Origin of the sequence: Alkalihalobacterium alkalinitrilicum (assembly GCF_002019605.1) — a bacterium.
In the GTDB taxonomy this organism is placed as follows: Bacteria; Bacillota; Bacilli; order Bacillales; family Bacillaceae_F; genus Alkalihalobacterium; species Alkalihalobacterium alkalinitrilicum.
On the sequence record NZ_KV917368.1, the window covers coordinates 5,338,736 to 5,361,698 of the forward strand.

A 22,963-nucleotide genomic window follows, 5' to 3' on the forward strand; every position below is an offset into this window, starting at 1 on the left:
CATGTTTGAACAGATTACATTACTATTTACATTAATCGCGTCCTTCCTCATTGCCGTAATATTATCCCCCATTATTATTCCTTTTCTGAGAAGGTTAAAATTTGGACAAAGTATTCGTGACGAAGGGCCAAAATCACATCAAAAGAAAAGTGGTACTCCGACGATGGGCGGTATTATGATTTTATTATCTATTCTTCTTACAACGGTTATAATAATATCGAAATTCTTAACGTTTACAACAGAAATTTGGTTACTTCTGTTTGTTACTTTAGGGTATGGATTATTAGGTTTTCTTGATGACTTTATTAAAGTCGTCATGAAAAGGAACTTAGGGCTAACGTCAAAACAAAAATTAGTAGGGCAGCTTGTAATAGCAATTATCTTTTATTTAGGATTACGCATGCTTGACTTTTCAACAGAAATTGTAATTCCAGCCACGAATTTATCCATTGATTTTGGTTGGCTTTATTTCCCGCTTATTATTGTTATGCTAGTTGGGGCATCTAATGCAGTCAATTTAACAGACGGATTAGATGGTTTACTTGCTGGAACAGGTGCAATTGCCTTTGGAGCATTTGCTGTCTTAGCTTGGAATGCAGAAATGTTTGATGTAGCAATATTCTGTGGGGCAGTTGTTGGTGCGGTATTAGGATTTTTAGTATTTAATGCTCATCCGGCAAAAGTCTTTATGGGGGATACGGGCTCACTTGCTTTAGGTGGTGCCATTGCAGCGGTTGCTATTTTAACTAAGCTCGAAATATTACTAGTGATTATCGGTGGAGTCTTTGTTATTGAAACACTTTCCGTTATCATTCAAGTTGTATCATTTAAAACGAGAGGTAAGCGGATTTTTAAAATGAGTCCTCTTCACCATCATTATGAGTTATCAGGATGGTCTGAATGGCGAGTGGTCGTTACATTCTGGTTAGTAGGTATGCTTTTTGCTGTATTAGGAATTTATTTAGAGGTGTGGATCTAGATGAGAAATGAACAACAATTTAAAAATCAACATGTACTCGTTCTCGGTTTAGCCAAAAGTGGTGAGGCTGCAAGTCGCCTCTTATACCGATTAGGAGCTCATGTAACGGTAAATGACTCAAAGCCAATGGAAGAAAACCCTCAAGCGAGGGATTTAGAAACTTTAGGAATTAAAGTTGTTTGTGGTGCTCATCCATTAACATTATTGGATGAGCCCGTTGATTTTATTGTTAAAAATCCAGGAATTCCTTATACTAACCCCCTCGTTGCAGAAGCACTTAAACGAGGAATTTCTGTCGTAACTGAAGTAGAATTAGCATCAAAAATTTCAGAAGCTGATATGGTAGCTATTACAGGGTCTAATGGAAAAACAACAACGACAACGTTAATTGTAGAAATGTTAAAAAATAGTGGGAAAGAGCCACTTGTTGCAGGGAATATTGGAACCGTAGCTTGTGAGGTAGCAGAAAAAGCAACGGATCAAAATATTATCGTGACTGAAGTTTCAAGCTTCCAACTACAAGGCACAGAAAAATTTCATCCCAAAGTGGCTGTGTTATTGAACCTTTTTGATGCGCATTTAGATTACCATGGAACGAAAGAATCGTACGGACATGCTAAAGCTAAAATATTCGCAAACTTAACTGAAGAAGATTTTTATGTTGTAAATGTCGACGATGATTTTGTCGTAAAGCTTGCAGAAGAGGTTAAAGGAATAAAAGTTCCATTTTCTACTACTCAAGAAGTAGTAGAAGGAGCTTATGTCAAGGAAAGTACCGTGTATTTTAAGACCGAAAGAATAATAGATAGGTCTGATATTACTCTTCCAGGTAAGCACAATTTAGAAAATATATTAGCCGCTATTGCAGCTGCAAAAACTATGGGTGCACGTACGGAGCAGATTGTTAAAGTGTTAAAAACGTTTACAGGCGTCGAGCATCGAGTTCAATATGTAAAAACAATTGAAGACCGAAAGTTTTATAATGATTCGAAAGCCACGAACATTTTAGCAGCTCAAGCAGCTGTTTCAGCTTTTTCAGAACCTGTCATTCTATTAGCAGGAGGATTAGATCGAGGGAACTCATTTGATGCGTTTATCCCATCATTACAGAAAGTGAAAGCTGTTGTAACGTTTGGGGAAACGAAAGAAAAGATCATGGCAGCTGCTAAAGAAGCTGGTGTCGACGTCATCAAACCTGTTTTAAATGTGGAAGAAGCAGTCCCTGTCGCTTTTGACCTTTCAGTGGCGGGAGATATCATATTACTTTCGCCTGCTTGCGCGAGTTGGGACCAATATAAAACTTTCGAACAACGAGGCGAGAAATTTATTCATGCCGTTGAGCAGTTAATCCAAAGATAAAAGGACATGTTCTTACCGTCTGGTGCATATGTTTAGGTATTAGAGGTTGTACAATTAACTCCTAATTGTACGAACACTTTTAGTAAGTGAGGTGTTTCTAGTTGCCTAAAACAAAAACGGCACCAGATTTTCTTTTGATGATTGCAACAATTGCACTATTAACAATCGGTGTTATTATGGTATATAGTGCTAGTGCAGTATGGGCTCAATATAAGTTCGACGATTCATTTTTCTTTGCGAAACGTCAATTTTTCTTTGCAGGTGTAGGAGTAGCTGCAATGCTTTTCATTATGAATGTTGATTATTGGACGTGGAGAAAATGGTCTAAAGTATTACTCATCATTTGTTTTATTCTTCTCATTATCGTATTAATTCCTGGTGTTGGACTCGTACGTGGTGGAGCAAGAAGTTGGTTAGGTGTAGGAGCTTTTTCAATTCAACCGTCAGAGTTCATGAAAATGGCGATGATTGCGTTCTTGGCAAAGTATTTATCCGAAAACCAAAAGAAAATCACGTCTTTAAAACGAGGGTTAGTTCCATCATTATCTCTAGTTCTTCTAGCGTTTGGTCTTATCATGCTTCAACCAGACTTAGGAACTGGAGCAGTAATGGTAGGTACGTGTGTAATTATGATTTTTGTTTCTGGGGCGCGTATTGCTCATTTTGTTGGTTTAGCTCTCATCGGTGTCGCAGGCTTCGTTGCTTTAATCATTTCTGCGCCTTATAGAATTAAACGAATTACATCGTTTCTTGACCCATGGTCTGATCCTTTAGGAAGTGGCTTTCAAATTATCCAATCTTTATATGCGATTGGCCCAGGAGGATTGCTAGGCTTAGGATTTGGAGAAAGCCGGCAAAAGTATTTTTATTTACCTGAGCCGCAAACCGATTTTATTTTTGCAATAATAACTGAGGAATTAGGGTTTATCGGTGGGGCTGTAATTATTTTATTATTCGGTATTTTAATGTGGCGAGGTATTCGAGTTGCTTTAGGAGCCCCTGACTTATTCGGTAGCTTTTTAGCGGTTGGTATTATTGCTATGGTTGCTATTCAAGTTATGATTAACATAGGGGTTGTTATTGGACTTATGCCAGTCACTGGAATTACCTTACCATTTATTAGCTACGGTGGGTCGTCATTGACGCTCATGCTAGTTGCTATAGGTGTACTTCTAAATATAAGTAGATTTTCAAGGTTGTAACATACCATCCCTCTGAGTAGGATCATCCTAACTAGAGGGATCTTTCTATTTTCCTCAATAAACTTTTATTAAATTTTACATAATCCTTTAAAAGCAATATGTATAAACCAAGTTACCGTTCTGATAAAATGGTAATAGTGTGTAGTATACTAAGTTGTTATTGCCCTAGTAATTGATATTTGGTAAGACGATAAATATTCACGAGGACAGAATAGATGGAGGAAATAAATGAGAGTAATTGTTAGTGGTGGAGGAACTGGAGGACATATTTACCCTGCCTTGTCATTAATCCAAGAAATAAAAAAACAATATGCTGATGCAGAAATATTGTACATAGGTACGGAAAATGGATTAGAGAGTGAACTCGTAACCAGAGAAAACATCCCGTTTCAAACGATAAAAATTACGGGGTTCAGAAGAAAGTTATCTTTTGAAAATGTAAAAACAATTTATCGTTTTCTTAAAGGTACAAATGACTCAAAAAAAATGATTAAACAATTTAAACCAGATGTTGTCGTAGGAACGGGAGGGTATGTTTGTGGCCCAGTTGTTTATGCAGCTTCCCAATTAAATATACCGACTGCTATTCATGAACAAAATAGTGTTCCAGGGCTAACCAATAAATTTTTAAGTCGATATGTTGATAAGATTGTTTTATCCTTTCCAGAATCGAAAAAGCTCTTCCCAGAAAAAAAGACCGTGTATTTAGGAAATCCTCGAGCCTCAGAAGTTATCTCTACAGACGCAAACCGTGGTCGAGAGTCTGTTGGACTAAAAGAAGGGAAAAAATCTATATTAATTGTTGGTGGTAGCCGCGGAGCGAAACCGATTAATGATGCTTTTTTAGAAGTGTTACCCGAAATGAAAAACTTCGATTATCAGTTTTTATATGTGACGGGGCAAGTTCATTATGAAAAGGTAATGGAAGCAGTGAGAGCGAAAGGAAACCCTGATAATGTCATTATAAAACCGTTTATTCATAACATGCCAGAAGTATTAGCTGGTGTAGATTTAATTGTGGCAAGAGCAGGTGCGACAACTTTAGCTGAGATCACAGCGTTAGGATTACCAAGCATTTTAATTCCGAGTCCATATGTAACAAATAATCATCAAGAAAAAAATGCGCGTTCACTTAGCGTAAAAGGTGCTGCAATTGTTCTTCTTGAAAAAGAAATGAGTGGGAAAGTATTGCTTGAAGATATTGATTCCATTTTTAAAAAGACTGGAAAATGGGAAGAAATGCATAAAGCAGCTCTTTCTCTTGGAATGCCTAAAGCTGCGGAACATTTTGTAGAGTTACTAGCCGAATTGGCAAAAAAATAACCTTTATTTTGCTATATATAAGTACTAATATTATTTACTATATTTATGAAACACAGCTAATTAGGCAGGAGCATATATTATAGTAATTTGAAATGAAGGATTGTTAAATTAAACCATTGAAATGGTCAAAGTAAAGAATAGAAAAGACATCGCATTGGCCCTTCGTGGCAGTGTTGGTGCTTTTCTTAAGAAGTGAGGAGATATAAGACGATGGAACCGTTTATTCAGCAACTTAGAGATAAAGATATTGGTAAAGTCCTCGTCCAGGAACCGTTGGCCAATCATACGACTTGGAAAATCGGTGGCCCAGCTGAAGTATTAGTTGAGCCTAAAAATATAGCAGCATTGAAGAAGTTAATGGGGATTATTCGAAGAGAGAATATCCCTTGGCGTGTTATTGGAAGAGGTTCAAACTTACTTGTCAGTGATCTAGGAATTGAGGGAGTTGTCATCAAATTAGGAGACGGAATTAGTCACCTTGAAATTGACGGTGAGGAAATTACCGTCGGTGGTGGCTATTCAGTAATCAAACTGGCCATGGTGATAAGTAAAAAAGGCCTTTCAGGATTAGAATTTGCTAGCGGGATTCCTGGGTCGGTCGGTGGTGCTGTTTTTATGAACGCAGGTGCTCATGGATCTGATATATCGCAAATTTTATCGAAGGCGCATATTCTATTTGAGGATGGCACAATGAAATGGCTTACAAACGAAGAATTAGACTTTTCTTACCGAACGTCTAAATTACAAAAGGAAAATGGAATTTGTGTTGAAGCGACTTTTCAACTAAAAGCAGGAAACCGTGACGAAATTGTGAGAGTGATGCAAAAAAATAAAGATTATAGACGTGTTTCTCAACCGTGGAATTACCCGTGTGCTGGTAGTGTCTTTAGAAACCCTTTACCTAATTATGCTGGTCAATTAATTGAAAAAGCGGGGTTAAAAGGATTTCAATTAGGTGGTGCTCAAGTTTCAGACATGCATGGAAACTTCATTGTGAACGTTGCAGATGCAAAGGCAGATGATGTACTAAGTCTTATTCAACATATAAAAAACACAATACGTGAGAAGTTCGCTGTAGAAATAGAAACAGAAGTTGAGATTGTAGGAAAAAAAGAAAACAACGACTGAGCAAATCCGTTGTTTTGTGCTATAATACAAAGATGTAAACACAATTCTCAAAATGAAACGGCATAAATCTTTTATGCCGTTTTCGAAATATGGGCGTGTATAATGGAGGTTGGACTATGGCTGATGAAAAAGTCATTACCATCAACGACAGAATTCCTAAGTTAAAGGAACAAAGAAAGCAACGAGCGAACCGAAGATTAATTTTCTTTTTGTCTTTCTTTTTTTTACTCATCCTCTTAGTAATATATTTTCAATCTCCGTTAAGTCACATTAAGACGATCGAAGTCCACGGAAATGATTACTTACCTAAAGAGATAATCGTCAATAGTTCGAAATTAAGTAGTGGGACAAGCATTTGGCAACTTGATAAAGAAGAAGTAATTGCCCGAATAGTTTCTTTAAAGGAAATTGAGTCAGCAGACATTTCAAGAAAGTTTCCAAATAAGATTGAAATCCATATCGTTGAATATCAACGAGTGGCGTATATGTACCAAGAAGGAAAGTATTATCCGATTTTAAGTACAGGGGCTTTTTTAGAGGAATTACCCCCTAATGTAATGCCAGTAGATGCTCCTATCTTAAGAGACTGGGAACCTGGACCAGTTGCCCAAGAGCTAGCAGCTGAACTAACAAAGTTATCCGATGGACTTTTTAATAGAATCTCAGAAATTTACTATACACCTACGGAAGCCGATCCACTAAGAATTATTGTTTTTATGAATGATGGGCATGAAGTGCATTCAACCGTTCGGGATTTTTCCGATAAAATTGCACCTTATCCTTCAATTGTTAAAGAAATAGACCCAAATAAGATAGGGATTATCCATATGAGGATGACTCCTTATTTCGAAGAGTTTGACGTTGAGGAGGAAGAAGAAGGTGAAGGTGAGGGGTAAACACGTTATTCTTTCCCTTGTCTTATTGGTAACGGGGTTTATCATAGCATTATCTTATCAATTTGCTAATGAGCATCAAGATACAAATCCAATCTCACAGCGCCAATGGAGACATGAAGATGAATTACGTAATAATATTATACTAGAGCAAGCAGTCAACCGTAATTTACAAGAAGACTTACGAGGGTACCAAGCTCAACTAAGAGAAATTGAAGCTGAAATTGCAGATTTAACGGAAGAACAAGAAGTTAGAGTAGCCTCTTTAATTGAGGATTTAGACAGATTGAGAAAAATAGTAGGTACTGTTAAAGTTAATGGGCCTGGAGTTGAAGTCACATTAGCCGACAATTCATATGTTCCCGATGGAGCTAACCCTAATGATTATATTGTTCATGAAGAACATGTTCATAAAGTCGTTCAAGAATTATTAGTCGCTGGCGCTGAAGCTGTTGCGATTAATGGGCACCGTCTATCGCACAATTCATTTATTCAATGTATTGGACCTGTTATTTATATTGATGGTCATACGTCTTATGCGCCATTTGTAGTTACGGCCATAGGAGATTCTTTAAGTTTAGAAGGCTCAATGACATTACCTGGTGGAGTAAGGGACCAGTTAGTGAATGATCTTATCGAAGTAAGGGTGCAACAAAAAAATGAAGTTATTATGGAACCTTACTTATCTGAAAGCAGGTGACATCATTGAGTAAACAAGTCATTTTTATGATTGTGACTCTTATTATTGGTTTTATGTTAGCAATTCAATTTCAATCAACAAAAGAACCTGTAGTCAGGGATACGAGAGATATTCGAGAATTGCGTAAAGAATTACGTGCAGAACAGGACAAGCACCAGCAACTAGTACAAGAAATTGATAAATATGCTTCATTAATAGATCAATATGAAGTTTCGTTAAATGACCATAAGGAAAACGTTGAAAACGTAATGGAAGACCAAATTGATAGTCTAAGAAAAGAAGCGGGTTTAACAGAAGTATCGGGTGAAGGAATTATCCTTATAATCGAGCCCCTATATCATGATCAATTTTTTGGGAATCAAAGGCACTCAGTATCTCCAGTTTTACTTCGTTTTCTTGTTAACGAGTTAAATTTTAATGGAGCTAAAGAGATTGCGATCGGTAATCAAAGAATTATTTCAACAACTGCCTTTCGAGAAGTAAATGGAGTAACTCGTGTTAATAATAGGAGACTTCCACCATTACCTATAGAAATAAAAGTTATATCAAACGATGCTGAAAAACTTCATAATGAAATGGTCGTTTCTGAATCAGTAGAGTATTTTGAAATTGATAATTTAAAATTAACGTCTACGCCAATTAACTATCTTGAATTACCAGCTTTTGATGATACACCAAGGGTGAGGTATATGGAGCAAATGAAGGAGGATTAACTGACCGATGTGGTTACCAATTATTGGTCTAATTTTAGGGGTAATTTTAGGATTTTTTACAGAGTTTCGTATACCTGATGAGTATTCCAACTATTTGTCAATTGCGGTATTAGCTGCATTAGATACATTATTCGGTGGAATACGTGCTCATTTACAACACAGCTTTGATTCCAATGTTTTTTTAACAGGTTTCTTTTTTAATATCCTTCTTGCTGCAGGTTTAGCTTTTCTAGGTGTTCATCTTGGTGTAGACTTATATTTAGCAGCAATATTTGCTTTCGGTGTAAGACTTTTCAATAATATTGCAGTTATACGTCGGATGTTGTTGTCGAATTGGAACGAAAGAAGGAATGAAAACAAGGCTTAGAAAACGATATAATGGTTCTCTTAAGTTATGAAAACAAGAGGATTTTTGAAAAAAAAGTGAGAAATGTAAAGAAAAACAAAAAAAATAAAAGGGAAACTACATTTAATGTTGAATTATTTTATAGTTAGATGAATTTCTCTTCATATTCTCTCACTAGAACTTTTTAATCGTTAACGCAATTGATAATCACAGAAGTTTCAGTTAAAAATATAGCAGTGTTTTTATGCTATACAGAATAAAAAGGAGGTGCCACAGATGAACAACAATGATATTTATGTAAGCTTAGACATCGGTACATCCAATGTAAGAGTTATCATTGGAGAAATGGCCAATGGAACACTAAACATCATTGGTGTTGGAAATACGAAGTCCCATGGGATAAAGAAAGGCTCCATTGTAGATATTGATGAAACTGTAAAATCAATTAAGAGAGCTGTCGATCAAGCGGAGCGCATGATCGGTTTATCGATAAAGCAAGTTATAGTAGGTGTTAATGGGAATCATGTTCAGTTACAGCCTTGTCATGGTGTGGTTGCTGTCTCTAGCCCTGACCGTGAAATTGGTGATGAAGATATCGCTCGAGTCATCGATGCAGCCCAAGTGGTATCAATTCCACCAGAACGTGAAATCATTGACGTTATTCCACGTCAATTTATCGTTGATGGTTTAGATGAAATTAATGATCCACGAGGAATGATCGGTGTAAGGTTAGAGATGGAAGGCACTATTATCACTGGATCCAAAACTATATTACATAATTTGTTGCGGTGTGTAGAGCGAGCTGGTTTACAAATTGCTGACATATGCCTTCAACCACTTGCAGGTGGTGCAGTTGCGATCTCTAAAGATGAGAAAAGTCTTGGAGTAGGCCTTGTCGATATTGGTGGTGGTTCAACTACTGTTTCTATCTTTGAACAAGGGACACTGAAAACTACTTCTGTTATACCGATTGGCGGAGACCATGTTACGAATGATATTGCGATTGGGTTACGTACTTCTAGTGAAGAAGCAGAACGTATTAAATTAAAGTATGGACATGCCTACATTGATGAAGCATCAGATGCAGAACTGTTTAAAGTGGCTGTTATCGGAAGTAATGATCAAGATGAATTTTCGCAGTATGATATTGCACACATTATTGAAGCACGAATGGATGAAATATTTGAACTCATTGAAAAAGAAGTTCATCGGTTAGGGTATCGTGATTTACCGGGTGGCTATGTACTTACTGGAGGAGCAGTTATGGTTCCAGGAGTTTTAGAATTAGCTCGTGAAGTGTTACAAAGTAATGTAAGAATTGCTATACCTGATTATATTGGTGTTCGTGAACCTCAATATACAATGGGTGTTGGATTAATCCAATTTGCTTATCGTAATGTTAAAATTCAAGGAAAAGAAGTTGCAGCCTCGGTTTCTGACTTGAATCAAGGAGAAAAGACGAATCCTAAGAAGGAAAAAGCAGCTCCTAAGGCGAAAGAGGATAAAGAAGGTATGAAAAAGGTGAAGAATTGGTTTAAAGTATTCTTTGAATAATCGTGATTTACGGCATACATGATGAATTAGGAGGACCTTACATGTTAGAGTTTGAAATGGATATGGAACAACTAGCGACAATCAAAGTCATCGGTGTTGGCGGTGGCGGAAGTAACGCTGTTAACCGTATGATCGAAAATGGTTTACAAGGCGTTGAGTTTATCGCTGTAAATACAGATGCACAAGCTTTGCATTTATCGAAAGCAGAAATCAAGCTACAATTAGGTGGTAAATTAACTCGCGGACTTGGTGCAGGTGCAAATCCAGATATCGGAAAAAAAGCTGCAGAAGAAAGTAGAGAGCAACTTGAAGAAGCGTTAAAAGGCGCTGATATGGTGTTTATTACAGCAGGCATGGGTGGAGGTACAGGAACAGGTGCTGCACCAGTAATCGCTGAAATTGCTAAAGAATTAGGAGCATTAACAGTAGGTGTTGTAACGCGACCATTTACGTTTGAAGGACGTAAACGTTCGACACAAGCTGGTGGTGGTATCGACGCTTTAAAAGAGAAAGTTGATACATTAATTGTTATTCCTAATGATCGCCTTTTGGAAATTGTTGATAAAAATACTCCAATGCTAGAAGCGTTCCGTGAAGCGGATAATGTTCTTCGTCAAGGTGTACAAGGTATTTCCGATTTAATTGCAGTTCCAGGGCTAATTAACTTAGACTTTGCAGATGTGAAGACAATTATGGTTGATAAAGGGTCTGCGCTAATGGGGATTGGTATTGCAACAGGTGAAAATCGAGCTACGGAAGCGGCTAAGAAGGCCATTTCAAGTCCTTTACTTGAAACTTCAGTAGATGGTGCCCAAGGGGTATTAATGAATATTACAGGTGGTTCAAACTTAAGTTTATACGAAGTTCATGAAGCTGCTGAAATTGTTTCTGCTGCTTCAGACTCTGAAGTAAATATGATTTTCGGATCTGTTATTAATGAGAACTTAAAAGATGAAATCGTTGTTACAGTAATTGCAACGGGATTTGAAGATAGTGAAAGTAACACGGTTAACAACAGACAACAGTTGCAACGTCCTTCGGTACAACCAAAGGCTACAACTACACAAGCACAACCAAAGCAAGAAGAAGTGAAGGAGCCGAGATTTAATCCACAAGCTCAGCAACCTGAACAAGCGGATACACTTGATATTCCAACGTTTTTACGTAATCGAAAAAGACGTTCAAAGTAAATGAAAAAGAAGTTGGCCTATGAGCCAACTTTTTTTTTTACCTAAAAAGATTAACGATTTATATGGAATGGGAGACAAATGATTTTATTATTATTGAAAATTATTATTCATAAAAAATATTGTCAAATCGTAAATATGTTACTTTGACAGTATATGTGAAAATCTATCAAAATAACTATTTTATCTCGTCATAAACTGACAGACTTATAAATAGAATTTGATATATACTTGGCTAAACATTACCAAATTGCGATTGAGAGGACATGCAATGACCATTTATTTGGATGTAATTTGGGTTCTTAATCTATGTATTGACTTTCTCTTAATTTGGATAACTGCAATAACACTAAAAAGAACGGTACATATATGGCGGTTATTCCTAGCAGCTCTATTTGCGTCACTAATCGTTTTTTTGATGTTTACACCATTTGGTCATTTGTTTTATCAACCATGGATGAAATTTTTATACTCAATGGCCATTGTTTTAATTGCCTTTGGGTTTCACCGATTGATCTATTTTATTCAAAACTTATTTATGTTTTACTTTGTAACTTTTATGACGGGAGGAGGCTTATTTGCGCTTCATTTCTTTTGGCAAACTGAGTTTGAAGTTTTAGATGGTGTCATGTTTACGAAAACGTCAGGGTTTGGTAGTACGTTTAGCTGGTTATTTGTGTTAATTGGTTTTCCACTCGTCTGGCTTTTCTCAAAACATCAGTTAAAACAAGTTGAGACTAGAAAAATTCATTATGAACAAGTCGTTACTGTTGAAATCTCAATTGGTCAAGAAACGATAGAACTGAAAGGTCTCGTCGATAGTGGGAATCAATTACATGATCCTATTACTAGAGCCCCTGTTATGGTCATAGAAAAGGATGCATTACATTCTATGCTAAATACTGATGAAATTGAACTACTTCTCTATTATGAAAATTTAGAAAGAATTTTTGAGATGAAACATCCATTAGCAGAAAGAATTAGAATTATACCATATCGAGTCGTAGGGAAAGATCAACAATTTATGGTCGCAATTAAGCCAGATTATGTTAGAGTGACGACGGCCGATGAACAGCATCTTGTTAAGAAAGTACTGATTGGGATTAACGATATGAAACTATCAAATGACGGAGACTATCAATGTATTGTTCATCCGAAGATGCTTGTTGCAGGACAAGGGAAAAAATTAGCTTAGTTTCACTTTATTGAGGAGGCAATAACATGCTAAAGTTGAAGTTTACATTGATGTGGCAAAGAATTTTATATCGCTTAGGAATGAAACCAGATGAAATATATTACATAGGTGGAAGTGAAGCACTACCTCCACCTTTATCTAAAGAAGAGGAAGCACACTTGTTAAGCAAATTACCTACAGGGGATAAAGCGGTTCGAGCGATGCTTATTGAACGAAATTTAAGGCTTGTCGTCTATATTGCCCGTAAATTTGAAAATACAGGAATTAATATTGAGGACTTAATTAGTATTGGAACAATTGGTCTTATTAAGGCAGTGAATACATTTAATCCCGAAAAAAAGATCAAATTAGCAACATATGCTTCACGCTGTATAGAAAATGAAATTTTGATGTATTTACGTCGTAATAATAAAATTCGTTCAGAAGTTTCTTTCGATGAACCTCTGAATATTGACTGGGATGGAAATGAGTTATTATTATCAGATGTTCTCGGAACAGAAGATGATATTATTACAAAAGGTATTGAAGAAAAAGTCGATCGAAAATTGTTAGTTAAAGCTTTGCACACTTTAAATGATCGAGAAAAACAAATTATGGAACTTCGTTTTGGTTTAGCGGGTGATGAAGAAAAGACACAAAAAGATGTAGCCGATTTACTCGGGATATCACAATCATATATATCACGTTTAGAAAAACGCATCATTAAGCGGTTAAGAAAAGAATTTAATAAAATGGTGTAAGTTCGAAAAAAAATATTTTATTGCTCAGCAACGTAGTTATACCATGAACTCATTCGTTTTTATTCAAAATTAACTAAAGAGTTATCGTGCATATTTTTCCCTCTCAAGGAGATACTTTACATGAACATCATTCTCCTGTTGGGAGGGAAAGAATTGACACGAAATAAGGTTGAAATTTGTGGAGTTGACACAGCGAAATTACCTGTACTGACGAACAAGGAAATGCGCGAATTATTTACACAAATGCAAAGTGGTGATATTAGTGCCCGTGAGAAGTTAGTCAATGGTAATCTTCGTCTTGTCCTAAGCGTAATCCAACGCTTTAATAACCGTGGTGAATATGTAGACGATCTCTTTCAGGTTGGTTGTATCGGGTTAATGAAATCAATTGATAACTTTGATTTAGGCCAAAATGTAAAGTTCTCTACATATGCTGTCCCTATGATCATCGGTGAAATAAGAAGGTACTTAAGAGATAATAATCCTATTCGAGTATCTAGGTCTTTACGTGATATTGCTTATAAAGCGTTACAAGTTCGAGATCAGTTAATGGCTGAAAAGAACCGAGACCGAGAGCCGACGGTGCAAGAGATTTCGAAGGTGCTTGATGTTCCAAAGGAGGATGTTGTTTTCGCTTTGGACGCTATTCAGGATCCAGTTTCATTATTTGAACCGATTTATAATGACGGTGGAGATCCAATTTATGTGATGGACCAAATTAGTGATGATAAGCAAAAAGATGTAAATTGGGTTGAAGAAATTGCCTTGCGCGAGGCAATGATCCGCTTGAACGACAGGGAAAAGCTAATTTTAAATATGAGGTTTTTCCAAGGGAAAACACAAATGGAAGTAGCCGATGAAATTGGAATTTCTCAGGCTCAAGTATCTAGACTTGAAAAAGCAGCAATTCAACAAATGAATAAACACGCACAAAGCTAAATAAAAGACTGAGTGGCATAAATTAATTTATGTGCTCGGTCTTTTTCATGCGATTTAATATGCCAGAAGGGGGCAGGAGTAGGACTTTCGCTTTTCTATGTCTAGCTGCAGGCGCCAGCTCCTCGAGCTCAAATAACCTGTCAGGACAAAAGTTAAGGAGCGAACTTTCGCTAGCCAGAACATTTGCATGTCGGAGCTAATCAGGCGCCTTCCGCTTTTCTATGTCTAGCTGCAGGCGCCAGCTCCTCGAGCTCAAATAACCTGTCAGGACAAAAGTCAAAGAGCGACTTTCGCCAGCCAGAACATTTGCATGTCGGAGCTAATCAGGCGCCTTCCGCTTTTCAATATTTTAGAGATATTATTGGTTGTTTTATCATATAGATAAAGTAATACAGCGTGGTCAAGAAGGAAGGTGGGCTTAAATATGATGAAAATATCTGACTTACAATCCAAAGACATCGTAAATATGGAAAATGGGAAACGTTTAGGCCATTTAACGGATCTAGATATTAATTTAACGACAGGTCAAATTGATGCCATCATTATAAATGGAACTGGAAAAATGATGAGTTTTTTCAATAGAGATACAGAAGAGTTTGTAATACCTTGGGGAAACATCGTTAAGATTGGAAACGATGTCATATTAGTACATGTTCCAGAACCATATCTGCCTTATCAATCAGGTTAAAATTAGCAAAAATCGCATTACACCACGAAACTTCATACTATTTGCATGAAAAATATGCTAAAATAGATAAAAACAATCAAAATTTTGGCAGTTTATGTTGAGAAAATTATGAAATCCATGGATAGGAAGTGATTTTTTGATCCATGAACCGTTTATCCAAACGGAACACCATTTATTAAAGATAGCAGAATGGGAAAAGAATGACAGAAACTTAACGGCAGGTTTTACAACTCGAATTGGAGGGGTAGGGCAACCACCATATCACTCCTTAAATGTTGGCCTTCACGTAGCTGATGACGATACTATTGTATTAAAAAATCGTGAACACGTTGCAAGAAAGCTTAATATTCCTATAGAACAGTGGGTAGTTGGGGAACAAGTTCATGATGCAAAAATTAATAAAGTTATGAGGAATGATGTTGGAAAAGGTGGACAGTCTCAAAAGACAGCTATAAAAGGAGTAGATGGGTTATATACTCGAGAAAAAAATATATTACTTGTGAGTTTATATGCTGACTGTGTCCCATTGTACTTTTATGTACCTAAACAGCAATTGATTGGATTAGCTCATGCAGGCTGGAAAGGAACCGTTAGTCAAATTGGTTCGAAGATGGTAGAGATCTGGACAAACATTGAGGGAATTAACGCCAGTGAAATATTAGTTGCAATTGGTCCATCTATTAGTCAAACCGAATATGAAGTGGATCAAAATGTAATACAATCTGTTAACAAAGTATTACCTCAAGGCGAAGAAAGGCCGTATCAATTAACGAGACCAGGACATTATCTACTAGATTTAAAAACGTTAAATGAACAAATACTTGTTCGTGCTGGAATTCCTAAAGAAAATATAATCAAGAGCCAGTATTGCACGGCTAGTAATACTAACTTATTTTTTTCGCATCGAAAAGAAAAGGGTAAAACTGGGAGAATGATGAGCTATATCGGTTTAAAGGGTGGATTAAGCCAGAAAGAAAGGAGAACGCTTGATTGACAGTTAAAGAAAATCTACAAAAAATTGAAGATGAAATAATTGCAGCCTGTCAACGTTCGGGTCGAGACCCTGATGTAGTAAAGTTGATTGCGGTTACAAAATATGTAACTGTCGAGAGAACACAAGAAGCAATTGACTCAGGCATTTTCCATATCGGTGAAAATCGAGTTGAAGGTATTCTTGAAAAAGAAGAAACCATCACTGGAGCAATCAATTGGCATTTTATTGGGTCATTACAGTCAAAAAAAGTAAAAAAGATTATCAGCAAAATTCACTACCTTCATTCTCTTGATCGGTTAGCGTTAGCAGAAGAAATTCAAAAAAGATGGAGTAAATCAGAACCATTAAAATGTTTTGTTCAAGTAAATGTTTCGGGAGAAGAATCAAAATCAGGTCTTAATCCTAAAGAAGCCATCACATTTGTAAAAAATCTTGAACAATATCCAGCAATTGAAGTGGTGGGCCTTATGACAATGGCACCATTTGTAGAGGACCCAGAAGAAACACGACCTGTATTCAAGCAACTTCGATTATTACAACAAGATGTACAAGCCCTAGCACTTCAACATGCACCATGTGAAGAACTTTCGATGGGAATGTCCAATGATTACATAGTTGCAGTAGAAGAAGGAGCTACTTTTTTACGCATCGGCTCTTCGCTTGTCGGTTAGAAAAGTTGAGATTTAAGGAGGATTTGAAATGGGGATGAAATCGAGATTCAAACGATTTTTTGAACTAGAAGAAGATACGCAAGAATACGAGTCCTACAGTGAAGAAGTGGCAGCAAGTCAGGAGGAAGTGCCTCAATATCGAAGAGGTGATAAACAGTCCAAAAGTCAAAATATCGTGAGCTTACAAAGTGTCCAAAAGGCTGCCAAAGTGATACTAATTGAACCTAGAACGTATGATGAAGTTCAAGACATAGCAGATCATTTAAAAAATCGTAAAGCTGTAATTATTAATTTACAGCGAATTTCAAATGACCAAGGAAAACGGGTTGTCGATTTTTTAAGCGGAACGGTGTATGCTATAGGGGGAGACATTCAAAAACTTGGTATGCAAATATTCCTATGTACTCCAGACAATGTGGACGTTTCCGGTTCAATTACAGAAATGATCCAAGAAAGATTTGAACAACGTTAGAATGGTGGTGGATTAGTTAATGCAAGGAATTGGAGCTTTACTAAATTTGGCAATCATGGTTTATTCTTATATGATAATCGCTTATATTTTAATGTCATGGTTTCCTAATGCGAGAGAGTCATCGATCGGTCAGTTTTTAGGTTCAGTCGTCGAGCCATACTTAGCACCGTTTAGAAAATTTATTCCTCCATTAGGGATGATTGATATTTCCCCAATTGTAGCTATTTTTGCTTTATCATTTGCACGATATGGGGTTGCTGCGTTATTTGGAATGTAAGTGGTGTTAGAGTAGCATGAGTATTTATCAGCACTTTCGTATTGAAGAACGAATATTTGTAGATCAAGTGTTAGATTGGAAGCAAGACGTTATTGTTCAATATACTTATAAATTAACTGATTTTCTTGATCCGCGGGAGCAAGATATTTTAAAGACTATTATTGGTAAGGATGAAGAAATTAGCCTCTCCTTTTGGGGAGGCGCTTCTAGTACTGAACGAAAACGTGCTATGCTGTTTCCTTCTTATTTTGAACTGGCTAAAAATGACTTTCAGATTCAAGCGTTTGAACTACGTTATCCAAGAAAATTTATAACATTAGAACATCGAGACATTCTTGGTTCAATAATGGGTTTAGGTATGAAACGTGAAAAATTTGGTGATATTCTTATAACAGATGAAGTTATTCAAGTATTAGTTGCAAATGAAGTTGCTAGCTTTATTGAATTAAATCTACAAAAAGTTGGACAAGCTAAAGTTAAAATTGTACCTATTAATGAAGAAGATATTATAGAAAACGTTGAAGAGTGGACAGAAGAGTCAACCACTATTTCTTCCTTGCGTTTAGATACACTTCTTTCAGCCATATATAATATTTCACGAACTAAATCTTCTCTTTATATTGACAGAGGACTAGTTAAGGTTAATTGGAAAACGATTGAAGACGGTGCTTTCCAAGTTCAAGAAGGAGATTATTTATCTGTAAGAAATTTTGGGAGAAGTAAATTATTATCGATTGCTGGCTCTACAAAAAAAGGTAAAATCCGCATCGTTTTTGGAAGAAAAAAATAAATTAATAATAGAAAAAGAAGGAAAAGTGCTTTTCCTGTCGAATAAATATTAAGAATTATTACGACTAGATTTGGAGGTGGAGTTCGTGCCTTTAACACCGCTTGATATCCATAATAAAGAGTTTACTCGCGGATTCCGTGGTTACGATGAAGATGAGGTTAATGAGTTTCTTGACCAAATCATAAAAGACTACGAAGCTGTACTACGGGAAAAGAAGGAAATGTTTGAGCGAGTTCAAGACCTTGATGGGAAACTAGAGCATTTTAATAAAATTGAAGAAACATTAAATAAATCAATTTTAGTTGCCCAAGAATCCGCTGAAGAGGTTCGTCGCAGTGCTCAAAAAGAAGCACAGTTAATTGTTAAGGAAGCAGAAAAAAATGCTGATCGAATTATTAATGATGCCTTGACGAAATCAAGGAAAATAATGATGGAAATTGAAGAGTTAAAGAAACAAGCATCTGTATATCGTATTCGGTTTAAAATGCTTGTTGAAGCCCAATTGGAAATGCTCCAAACAGAAGATTGGGACGACTTAACAAAGGTGGATAACTCGTTAGAAAAAGAAACGGTAGAATAACCGTTTTCTTGACGAGTAAATGAATTTATTTTAAACTTTAAGAAAGTTTGACTACTTTTGATGAGAATGAAAAAACGGTATCATTTTCAACTGACCGTACGTTTTCTCATCGTTTACTAAAATTAAAAATATTGTACAAAACTATGATAGGGAGAGTACTTTATCATACTTCAATGTAGCGAGTCGGGGATGGTGAAAGCCTGATATTGAAGTGGTATGGGAAGATCACCCTTGAGTTCTATACCGAACGGTAATTCAAGTAGGCTATAGCGATTCATTCACGATACGAATGATGAGTGAGTAATAACATTTGATGTTTTTATTCAATAGGGTGGTACCACGGGTAACCTTCTCGTCCCTATAAGACGAGAAGGTTTTTTGCTGTCTTCTAGCTTCCCTTTAGCCCAAAGCGACTTCACTCACCTCCTACGATAAGTCAACATCGCATCGTCTACCCTGCGTGTTTCCTTTATCTTACCTGGAGGCTTTAGTCCATATATGGTGCTATCGGTTTGATATTGTTTTACTTGTTTACATAATAATTAGGAGGAACAAACATGGAGTATAAAGATACATTACTAATGCCTAAAACGGAGTTTCCAATGCGTGGAAACTTGCCAAATCGTGAACCAGAAATGCAAAAAAAATGGGATGAAATGAATATCTATGAAAAAGTTCAAAAACGTACAGAAGGGCGCCCATTATTTGTCCTTCATGATGGACCACCATATGCGAACGGTGATATCCATATGGGACATGCTTTAAATAAGGTATTAAAAGATATGATTGTTCGTTACAAATCAATGAGCGGGTATCATGCACCGTATGTTCCAGGTTGGGATACTCACGGCCTTCCAATTGAAACGGCACTAACAAAAAATAAAAAAGTAAAACGTAAAGAAATGACGGTCGCTGACTTTAGGAAACTTTGTGAAGAGTACGCTCTTGAGCAAATTGATCGTCAACGGGAACAATTTAAACGACTAGGTGTTCGGGGAGATTGGGAAAATCCCTATATTACGTTAAACAAAGAGTATGAGGCTCAACAAATAAAAGTTTTTGGGGATATGGCAAAAAAAGGTTATATCTATAAAGGTTTAAAGCCAGTGTATTGGTCTCCTTCTTCAGAGTCTGCATTGGCAGAAGCTGAGATCGAGTATCATGATAAGCGGTCTCCTTCAATTTATGTTGCATTTCCTATTAAAGATGGTAAAGGCTTATTAGAAGGTGATGAAAAAATTGTCATCTGGACGACAACACCTTGGACAATACCAGCAAATCTTGGTATTACCGTTCATCCTGACCTTGATTATAGCGTTGTACAAGTCGAGCAAGATAAGTTTGTCGTGGCTTCTGGATTACTTGAAACATTGGTAAAAGAATTAGACTGGGAACACTACGATGTAGTGAAAACATTTAAAGGTGAGCAATTAGAATTTGTCGTTGCAAAACATCCAATATATGATCGTGATTCACTCGTGATGTGTGGTGATCATGTTACGCTTGATGCAGGAACAGGTTGTGTACATACGGCACCTGGCCACGGGGAAGATGACTATATCGTCGGACAAAAATATAATTTAGACGTATTATGTCCTGTGGATGATAAAGGTGTAATGACAAGTGAGGCAGAAGGGTTTGAAGGTGTTTTTTACGATGAAGCGAATAAACCAATTACTGAAAAATTAACAGAAGTAGGTGCTCTTTTAAAGCTTTCGTTTATTACGCATTCGTACCCACACGACTGGAGAACGAAAAAGCCAGTAATTTTTAGAGCAACGGCGCAATGGTTTGCCTCAATCAAAGATTTCCGAGAAGAATTGCTTCAAGCGATTAATGAAGTAGAATGGATTCCAACATGGGGTGAAACACGTTTATATAACATGGTCCGTGACCGAGGTGATTGGTGTATTTCCCGACAGCGTGCATGGGGCGTTCCGATTCCCATTTTTTACGGCGAAGACGGAGAACCAATCATTACCGATGAGACTATTGATCATGTTTCGACTTTGTTTAGAGAGCATGGATCGAATATTTGGTTTGAATGGGAGACTGAGCAACTTCTACCTGAAGGTTTCACTTCTTCTCATAGTCCAAACGGCAAGTTTACTCGTGAAATGGATATTATGGATGTGTGGTTTGATTCTGGTTCATCCCACCAAGCAGTACTTGTAGAACGAGATGACTTACAACGTCCTGCAGACTTATACCTTGAAGGGTCAGATCAATATCGTGGTTGGTTTAATTCTTCGTTATCAACAAGTGTAGCCGTTTCTGGAAAAGCTCCATATAAAGGAGTTTTAAGTCACGGGTTTGCTTTAGATGGTGAAGGACGTAAGATGAGTAAATCTTTAGGAAATGTCGTTGTTCCGAATGATGTGATGAAACAATTAGGTGCAGACATCCTTCGCTTATGGGTTGCATCTGTTGACTATCAAGCAGATGTCCGTGTATCTGATAATATTTTAAAACAAGTTTCTGAAGTATACAGAAAAATCAGAAACACGTTCCGTTTCCTTTTAGGTAACTTGAATGGATTTAATCCAGAGACAGATTCTGTATCAATTGAAGACTTACCTGAACTCGATAAATATATGCTTGTAAAATTACATGATGTAATTGGTAAAGTGAATAAAGGATATGAACAGTATCAGTTCTCAAATGTTTATCATGCATTAAATAACTTCTGTACCGTTGAGTTAAGTTCTTTCTATATGGATGTGGCAAAAGATACATTATATATTGATGCACCGAATAGTCATGCTCGTCGTTCTATTCAAACCGTAATGTATGAAACAGTAGTTGCACTAGCCAAGCTTGTTTCTCCAATCTTATCTCATACTGCAGATGAAGTTTGGCCACACATTCCTGGTGTAGAAGGGGAGAATGTTCAACTAACAGATCTGCCTAAACCAGAAACATTTACAAATGTTGAAGAGCTTGTTCAAAAGTGGGATCGTATCATGAATGTTCGTAATGATGTTTTAAAAGCATTAGAAAATGCAAGAAACGAAAAGAAAATTGGAAAATCATTAACAGCACAAATTGTTTTATATCCAACAAACCATTTGAAGGAAACATTTGAAAATGTAGATTTACAAAAATTGTTTATCGTTTCTCAAGCCGTAATTGGCGGTGACAAAGAAGCGGCTCCTGCATTTGCCGATGTTTATGATGATCTTGCTATTGTCGTTGATAAAGCTGAAGGAGAGACGTGTGAACGTTGCTGGGTGGTTACGAAAACGGTTGGAGAAAATGAAAAACATCCAACATTATGTACTTCTTGCGCAACAATCGTTACAGAAAATTACAATGGATAATTAAATTCAGGTTGTTCCATACAAAAGTGTCAAACAACTCCATTTTTAAATGGTAAGTTTAACACTTTATGGAGCAACCTCTTCTTTATTTTACAGACATAACAAATGTTGTTTCGGCTAACAACAATCATTCTGGTCAAACTAAAGAGGTACATGTTCATCGTAAAAGGGCTTGTACAAAAAGGGGGAGAAGAATGGGACAATATGATCAATTGAGAAGAGAACTTGAACAACGTCAAGCTAACTTAAAGGAAAGAGTGAAAGAAGCCGATTATTATGGTTTAGCAGTTACATCAAGCTTCTCAACAGGAGAGTTGTCACAGTATGATAATCACCCAGCTGATACTGCTACTGACTTATATGAACGTGAAAAAGACATTGCCATTTACGAAAAATTGGAAAAGGAATTGGAAGATGTCGAATATGCGTTAAATAAAATGGATAATGGTTCATATGGAGTTTGTGAAGTAACGGGTCAACAAATCCCTTATGATCGTTTAGAAGCTAACCCAACTGCAAGGACTGTTGTTGAACATTCAAATGGTCAATTGGCACAGCATCGTCCAGTAGAAGAAGATGTGCTAGGTAATTTTGAAAAGTATAATTTTGACAATCGGGATGACGAAACTGAATTTGACGCTGAGGACGCTTATCAATCGGTTGCATCTTTTAATGAAAACAGTATGGTTTTTGAAGATTCTTCATTAGATCGTACAGGGGAGTTAGTTGGTTATGTAGAGGAATTAGAAGCATTTGCTTCTACTGATATTTATGGTTATCAAGGTGATGATTCCGTCGAATTCCAAAGAAACATTCATTATGATCAATATCTAAACGAAAAATAATTTACAATAAGTGAAGCTGACTATTGTCGAAGTGGCTAAAACACCATGTGAATTGTTGACACTTCGAG

General features: G+C 36.6%; 23 protein-coding genes and 1 other annotated feature. All 23 genes read left to right on the top strand.

What is annotated here, in order from left to right:
* Nucleotide 1 precedes the first annotated feature (1 nt).
* The 23 genes from mraY (at nt 2) to BK574_RS25985 (ending at nt 22,895) form a co-directional block, all read left to right on the top strand.
* Nucleotides 2–979, top strand: coding sequence for a phospho-N-acetylmuramoyl-pentapeptide-transferase (mraY, locus tag BK574_RS25875; RefSeq protein WP_075385551.1), 978 nt, complete (start codon nt 2–4; stop codon nt 977–979).
* Nucleotides 980–2,338, top strand: coding sequence for a UDP-N-acetylmuramoyl-L-alanine--D-glutamate ligase (gene murD / locus BK574_RS25880; protein WP_078430657.1), 1,359 nt, complete (start codon nt 980–982; stop codon nt 2,336–2,338).
* Nucleotides 2,339–2,439: 101 nt separating this feature from the next.
* On the top strand, nt 2,440–3,540 hold the full coding sequence (gene spoVE / locus BK574_RS25885) for a stage V sporulation protein E (RefSeq protein ID WP_078430658.1): 1,101 nt from the start codon (nt 2,440–2,442) through the stop codon (nt 3,538–3,540).
* A 228-nt stretch (nt 3,541–3,768) separates the two neighbouring features.
* Nucleotides 3,769–4,863, top strand: a complete 1,095-nt coding sequence (gene murG, locus BK574_RS25890) for an undecaprenyldiphospho-muramoylpentapeptide beta-N-acetylglucosaminyltransferase (RefSeq protein WP_078430659.1) — start codon at nt 3,769–3,771, stop codon at nt 4,861–4,863.
* A gap of 210 nt (nt 4,864–5,073) precedes the next feature.
* Complete coding sequence (gene murB / locus BK574_RS25895; RefSeq protein ID WP_078430660.1) at nt 5,074–5,991, top strand: UDP-N-acetylmuramate dehydrogenase; 918 nt, start codon at nt 5,074–5,076, stop codon at nt 5,989–5,991.
* Nucleotides 5,992–6,107: 116 nt separating this feature from the next.
* The gene (locus tag BK574_RS25900) at nt 6,108–6,887 is read left to right on the top strand and encodes a cell division protein FtsQ/DivIB (RefSeq protein ID WP_078430661.1); all 780 of its coding nucleotides are present in this window, start codon (nt 6,108–6,110) and stop codon (nt 6,885–6,887) included.
* Complete coding sequence (locus BK574_RS25905; protein WP_075385557.1) at nt 6,871–7,584, top strand: DUF881 domain-containing protein; 714 nt, start codon at nt 6,871–6,873, stop codon at nt 7,582–7,584. Before BK574_RS25900 ends, BK574_RS25905 begins: the two co-directional genes overlap by 17 nt.
* Nucleotides 7,581–8,297 (top strand): DUF881 domain-containing protein, encoded by a 717-nt coding sequence (locus BK574_RS25910; RefSeq protein WP_238458095.1) that lies wholly within the window; start codon nt 7,581–7,583, stop codon nt 8,295–8,297. The genes BK574_RS25905 and BK574_RS25910 overlap by 4 nt, the downstream gene beginning before the upstream one ends.
* 7 nt (nt 8,298–8,304) lie before the next feature.
* Nucleotides 8,305–8,664, top strand: coding sequence for a small basic family protein (locus BK574_RS25915; protein ID WP_075385558.1), 360 nt, complete (start codon nt 8,305–8,307; stop codon nt 8,662–8,664).
* 255 nt (nt 8,665–8,919) lie between these two features.
* Nucleotides 8,920–10,197: a cell division protein FtsA gene (ftsA, locus tag BK574_RS25920; RefSeq protein ID WP_075385559.1), complete on the top strand. Its 1,278-nt coding sequence runs from the start codon at nt 8,920–8,922 to the stop codon at nt 10,195–10,197.
* 41 nt (nt 10,198–10,238) lie between these two features.
* A complete protein-coding gene (gene ftsZ, locus BK574_RS25925) occupies nt 10,239–11,387 on the top strand; it encodes a cell division protein FtsZ (RefSeq protein WP_075385560.1) in 1,149 nt (382 codons plus the stop codon).
* Between the two features lie 268 nt (nt 11,388–11,655).
* Nucleotides 11,656–12,579 (top strand): sigma-E processing peptidase SpoIIGA, encoded by a 924-nt coding sequence (gene spoIIGA, locus BK574_RS25930; protein WP_078430663.1) that lies wholly within the window; start codon nt 11,656–11,658, stop codon nt 12,577–12,579.
* A 26-nt stretch (nt 12,580–12,605) separates the two neighbouring features.
* Complete coding sequence (gene sigE / locus BK574_RS25935) at nt 12,606–13,319, top strand: RNA polymerase sporulation sigma factor SigE (RefSeq protein WP_075385562.1); 714 nt, start codon at nt 12,606–12,608, stop codon at nt 13,317–13,319.
* Between the two features lie 120 nt (nt 13,320–13,439).
* Nucleotides 13,440–14,258, top strand: coding sequence for an RNA polymerase sporulation sigma factor SigG (sigG, locus tag BK574_RS25940; RefSeq protein WP_180320604.1), 819 nt, complete (start codon nt 13,440–13,442; stop codon nt 14,256–14,258).
* A 424-nt stretch (nt 14,259–14,682) separates the two neighbouring features.
* Complete coding sequence (locus BK574_RS25945) at nt 14,683–14,946, top strand: YlmC/YmxH family sporulation protein (protein WP_075385563.1); 264 nt, start codon at nt 14,683–14,685, stop codon at nt 14,944–14,946.
* Between the two features lie 136 nt (nt 14,947–15,082).
* Nucleotides 15,083–15,940 carry a peptidoglycan editing factor PgeF gene (gene pgeF / locus BK574_RS25950; RefSeq protein ID WP_142248044.1) on the top strand — a complete coding sequence of 286 codons (858 nt, stop codon included), beginning with the start codon at nt 15,083–15,085 and terminating at the stop codon, nt 15,938–15,940.
* Nucleotides 15,937–16,611 (top strand): YggS family pyridoxal phosphate-dependent enzyme, encoded by a 675-nt coding sequence (locus BK574_RS25955; protein ID WP_075385564.1) that lies wholly within the window; start codon nt 15,937–15,939, stop codon nt 16,609–16,611. The genes pgeF and BK574_RS25955 overlap by 4 nt, the downstream gene beginning before the upstream one ends.
* A 28-nt stretch (nt 16,612–16,639) precedes the next feature.
* Nucleotides 16,640–17,083, top strand: a complete 444-nt coding sequence (locus tag BK574_RS25960; protein WP_078430664.1) for a cell division protein SepF — start codon at nt 16,640–16,642, stop codon at nt 17,081–17,083.
* Nucleotides 17,084–17,102: 19 nt separating this feature from the next.
* Nucleotides 17,103–17,360: a YggT family protein gene (locus BK574_RS25965; RefSeq protein WP_075385566.1), complete on the top strand. Its 258-nt coding sequence runs from the start codon at nt 17,103–17,105 to the stop codon at nt 17,358–17,360.
* 16 nt (nt 17,361–17,376) lie between these two features.
* Nucleotides 17,377–18,150: a YlmH family RNA-binding protein gene (locus BK574_RS25970; protein WP_078430665.1), complete on the top strand. Its 774-nt coding sequence runs from the start codon at nt 17,377–17,379 to the stop codon at nt 18,148–18,150.
* An 85-nt stretch (nt 18,151–18,235) separates the two neighbouring features.
* The gene (locus tag BK574_RS25975; RefSeq protein WP_075385568.1) at nt 18,236–18,730 is read left to right on the top strand and encodes a DivIVA domain-containing protein; all 495 of its coding nucleotides are present in this window, start codon (nt 18,236–18,238) and stop codon (nt 18,728–18,730) included.
* Nucleotides 18,731–18,864: 134 nt separating this feature from the next.
* Nucleotides 18,865–19,093 (top strand) — a binding site (T-box leader).
* Nucleotides 19,094–19,287: 194 nt separating this feature from the next.
* Nucleotides 19,288–22,050, top strand: coding sequence for an isoleucine--tRNA ligase (gene ileS, locus BK574_RS25980; RefSeq protein WP_078430666.1), 2,763 nt, complete (start codon nt 19,288–19,290; stop codon nt 22,048–22,050).
* Between the two features lie 194 nt (nt 22,051–22,244).
* Complete coding sequence (locus BK574_RS25985) at nt 22,245–22,895, top strand: TraR/DksA C4-type zinc finger protein (protein ID WP_078430667.1); 651 nt, start codon at nt 22,245–22,247, stop codon at nt 22,893–22,895.
* The last annotated feature ends 68 nt before the right edge of the window (nt 22,896–22,963 follow it).

Bases quoted from the DNA above. Each gene is read 5' to 3' on its own strand.
- mraY (WP_075385551.1), top strand. From the start codon at position 2: ATGTTTGAACAGATTACATTACTATTTACATTAATCGCGTCCTTCCTC.
- murD (WP_078430657.1), top strand. From the start codon at position 980: ATGAGAAATGAACAACAATTTAAAAATCAACATGTACTCGTTCTCGGT.
- murG (WP_078430659.1), top strand. From the start codon at position 3,769: ATGAGAGTAATTGTTAGTGGTGGAGGAACTGGAGGACATATTTACCCT.
- murB (WP_078430660.1), top strand. From the start codon at position 5,074: ATGGAACCGTTTATTCAGCAACTTAGAGATAAAGATATTGGTAAAGTC.
- BK574_RS25900 (WP_078430661.1), top strand. From the start codon at position 6,108: ATGGCTGATGAAAAAGTCATTACCATCAACGACAGAATTCCTAAGTTA.
- BK574_RS25915 (WP_075385558.1), top strand. From the start codon at position 8,305: ATGTGGTTACCAATTATTGGTCTAATTTTAGGGGTAATTTTAGGATTT.
- ftsA (WP_075385559.1), top strand. From the start codon at position 8,920: ATGAACAACAATGATATTTATGTAAGCTTAGACATCGGTACATCCAAT.
- ftsZ (WP_075385560.1), top strand. From the start codon at position 10,239: ATGTTAGAGTTTGAAATGGATATGGAACAACTAGCGACAATCAAAGTC.
- spoIIGA (WP_078430663.1), top strand. From the start codon at position 11,656: ATGACCATTTATTTGGATGTAATTTGGGTTCTTAATCTATGTATTGAC.
- sigE (WP_075385562.1), top strand. From the start codon at position 12,606: ATGCTAAAGTTGAAGTTTACATTGATGTGGCAAAGAATTTTATATCGC.
- sigG (WP_180320604.1), top strand. From the start codon at position 13,440: ATGAACATCATTCTCCTGTTGGGAGGGAAAGAATTGACACGAAATAAG.
- BK574_RS25945 (WP_075385563.1), top strand. From the start codon at position 14,683: ATGATGAAAATATCTGACTTACAATCCAAAGACATCGTAAATATGGAA.
- BK574_RS25960 (WP_078430664.1), top strand. From the start codon at position 16,640: ATGGGGATGAAATCGAGATTCAAACGATTTTTTGAACTAGAAGAAGAT.
- BK574_RS25965 (WP_075385566.1), top strand. From the start codon at position 17,103: ATGCAAGGAATTGGAGCTTTACTAAATTTGGCAATCATGGTTTATTCT.
- BK574_RS25970 (WP_078430665.1), top strand. From the start codon at position 17,377: ATGAGTATTTATCAGCACTTTCGTATTGAAGAACGAATATTTGTAGAT.
- ileS (WP_078430666.1), top strand. From the start codon at position 19,288: ATGGAGTATAAAGATACATTACTAATGCCTAAAACGGAGTTTCCAATG.
- BK574_RS25985 (WP_078430667.1), top strand. From the start codon at position 22,245: ATGGGACAATATGATCAATTGAGAAGAGAACTTGAACAACGTCAAGCT.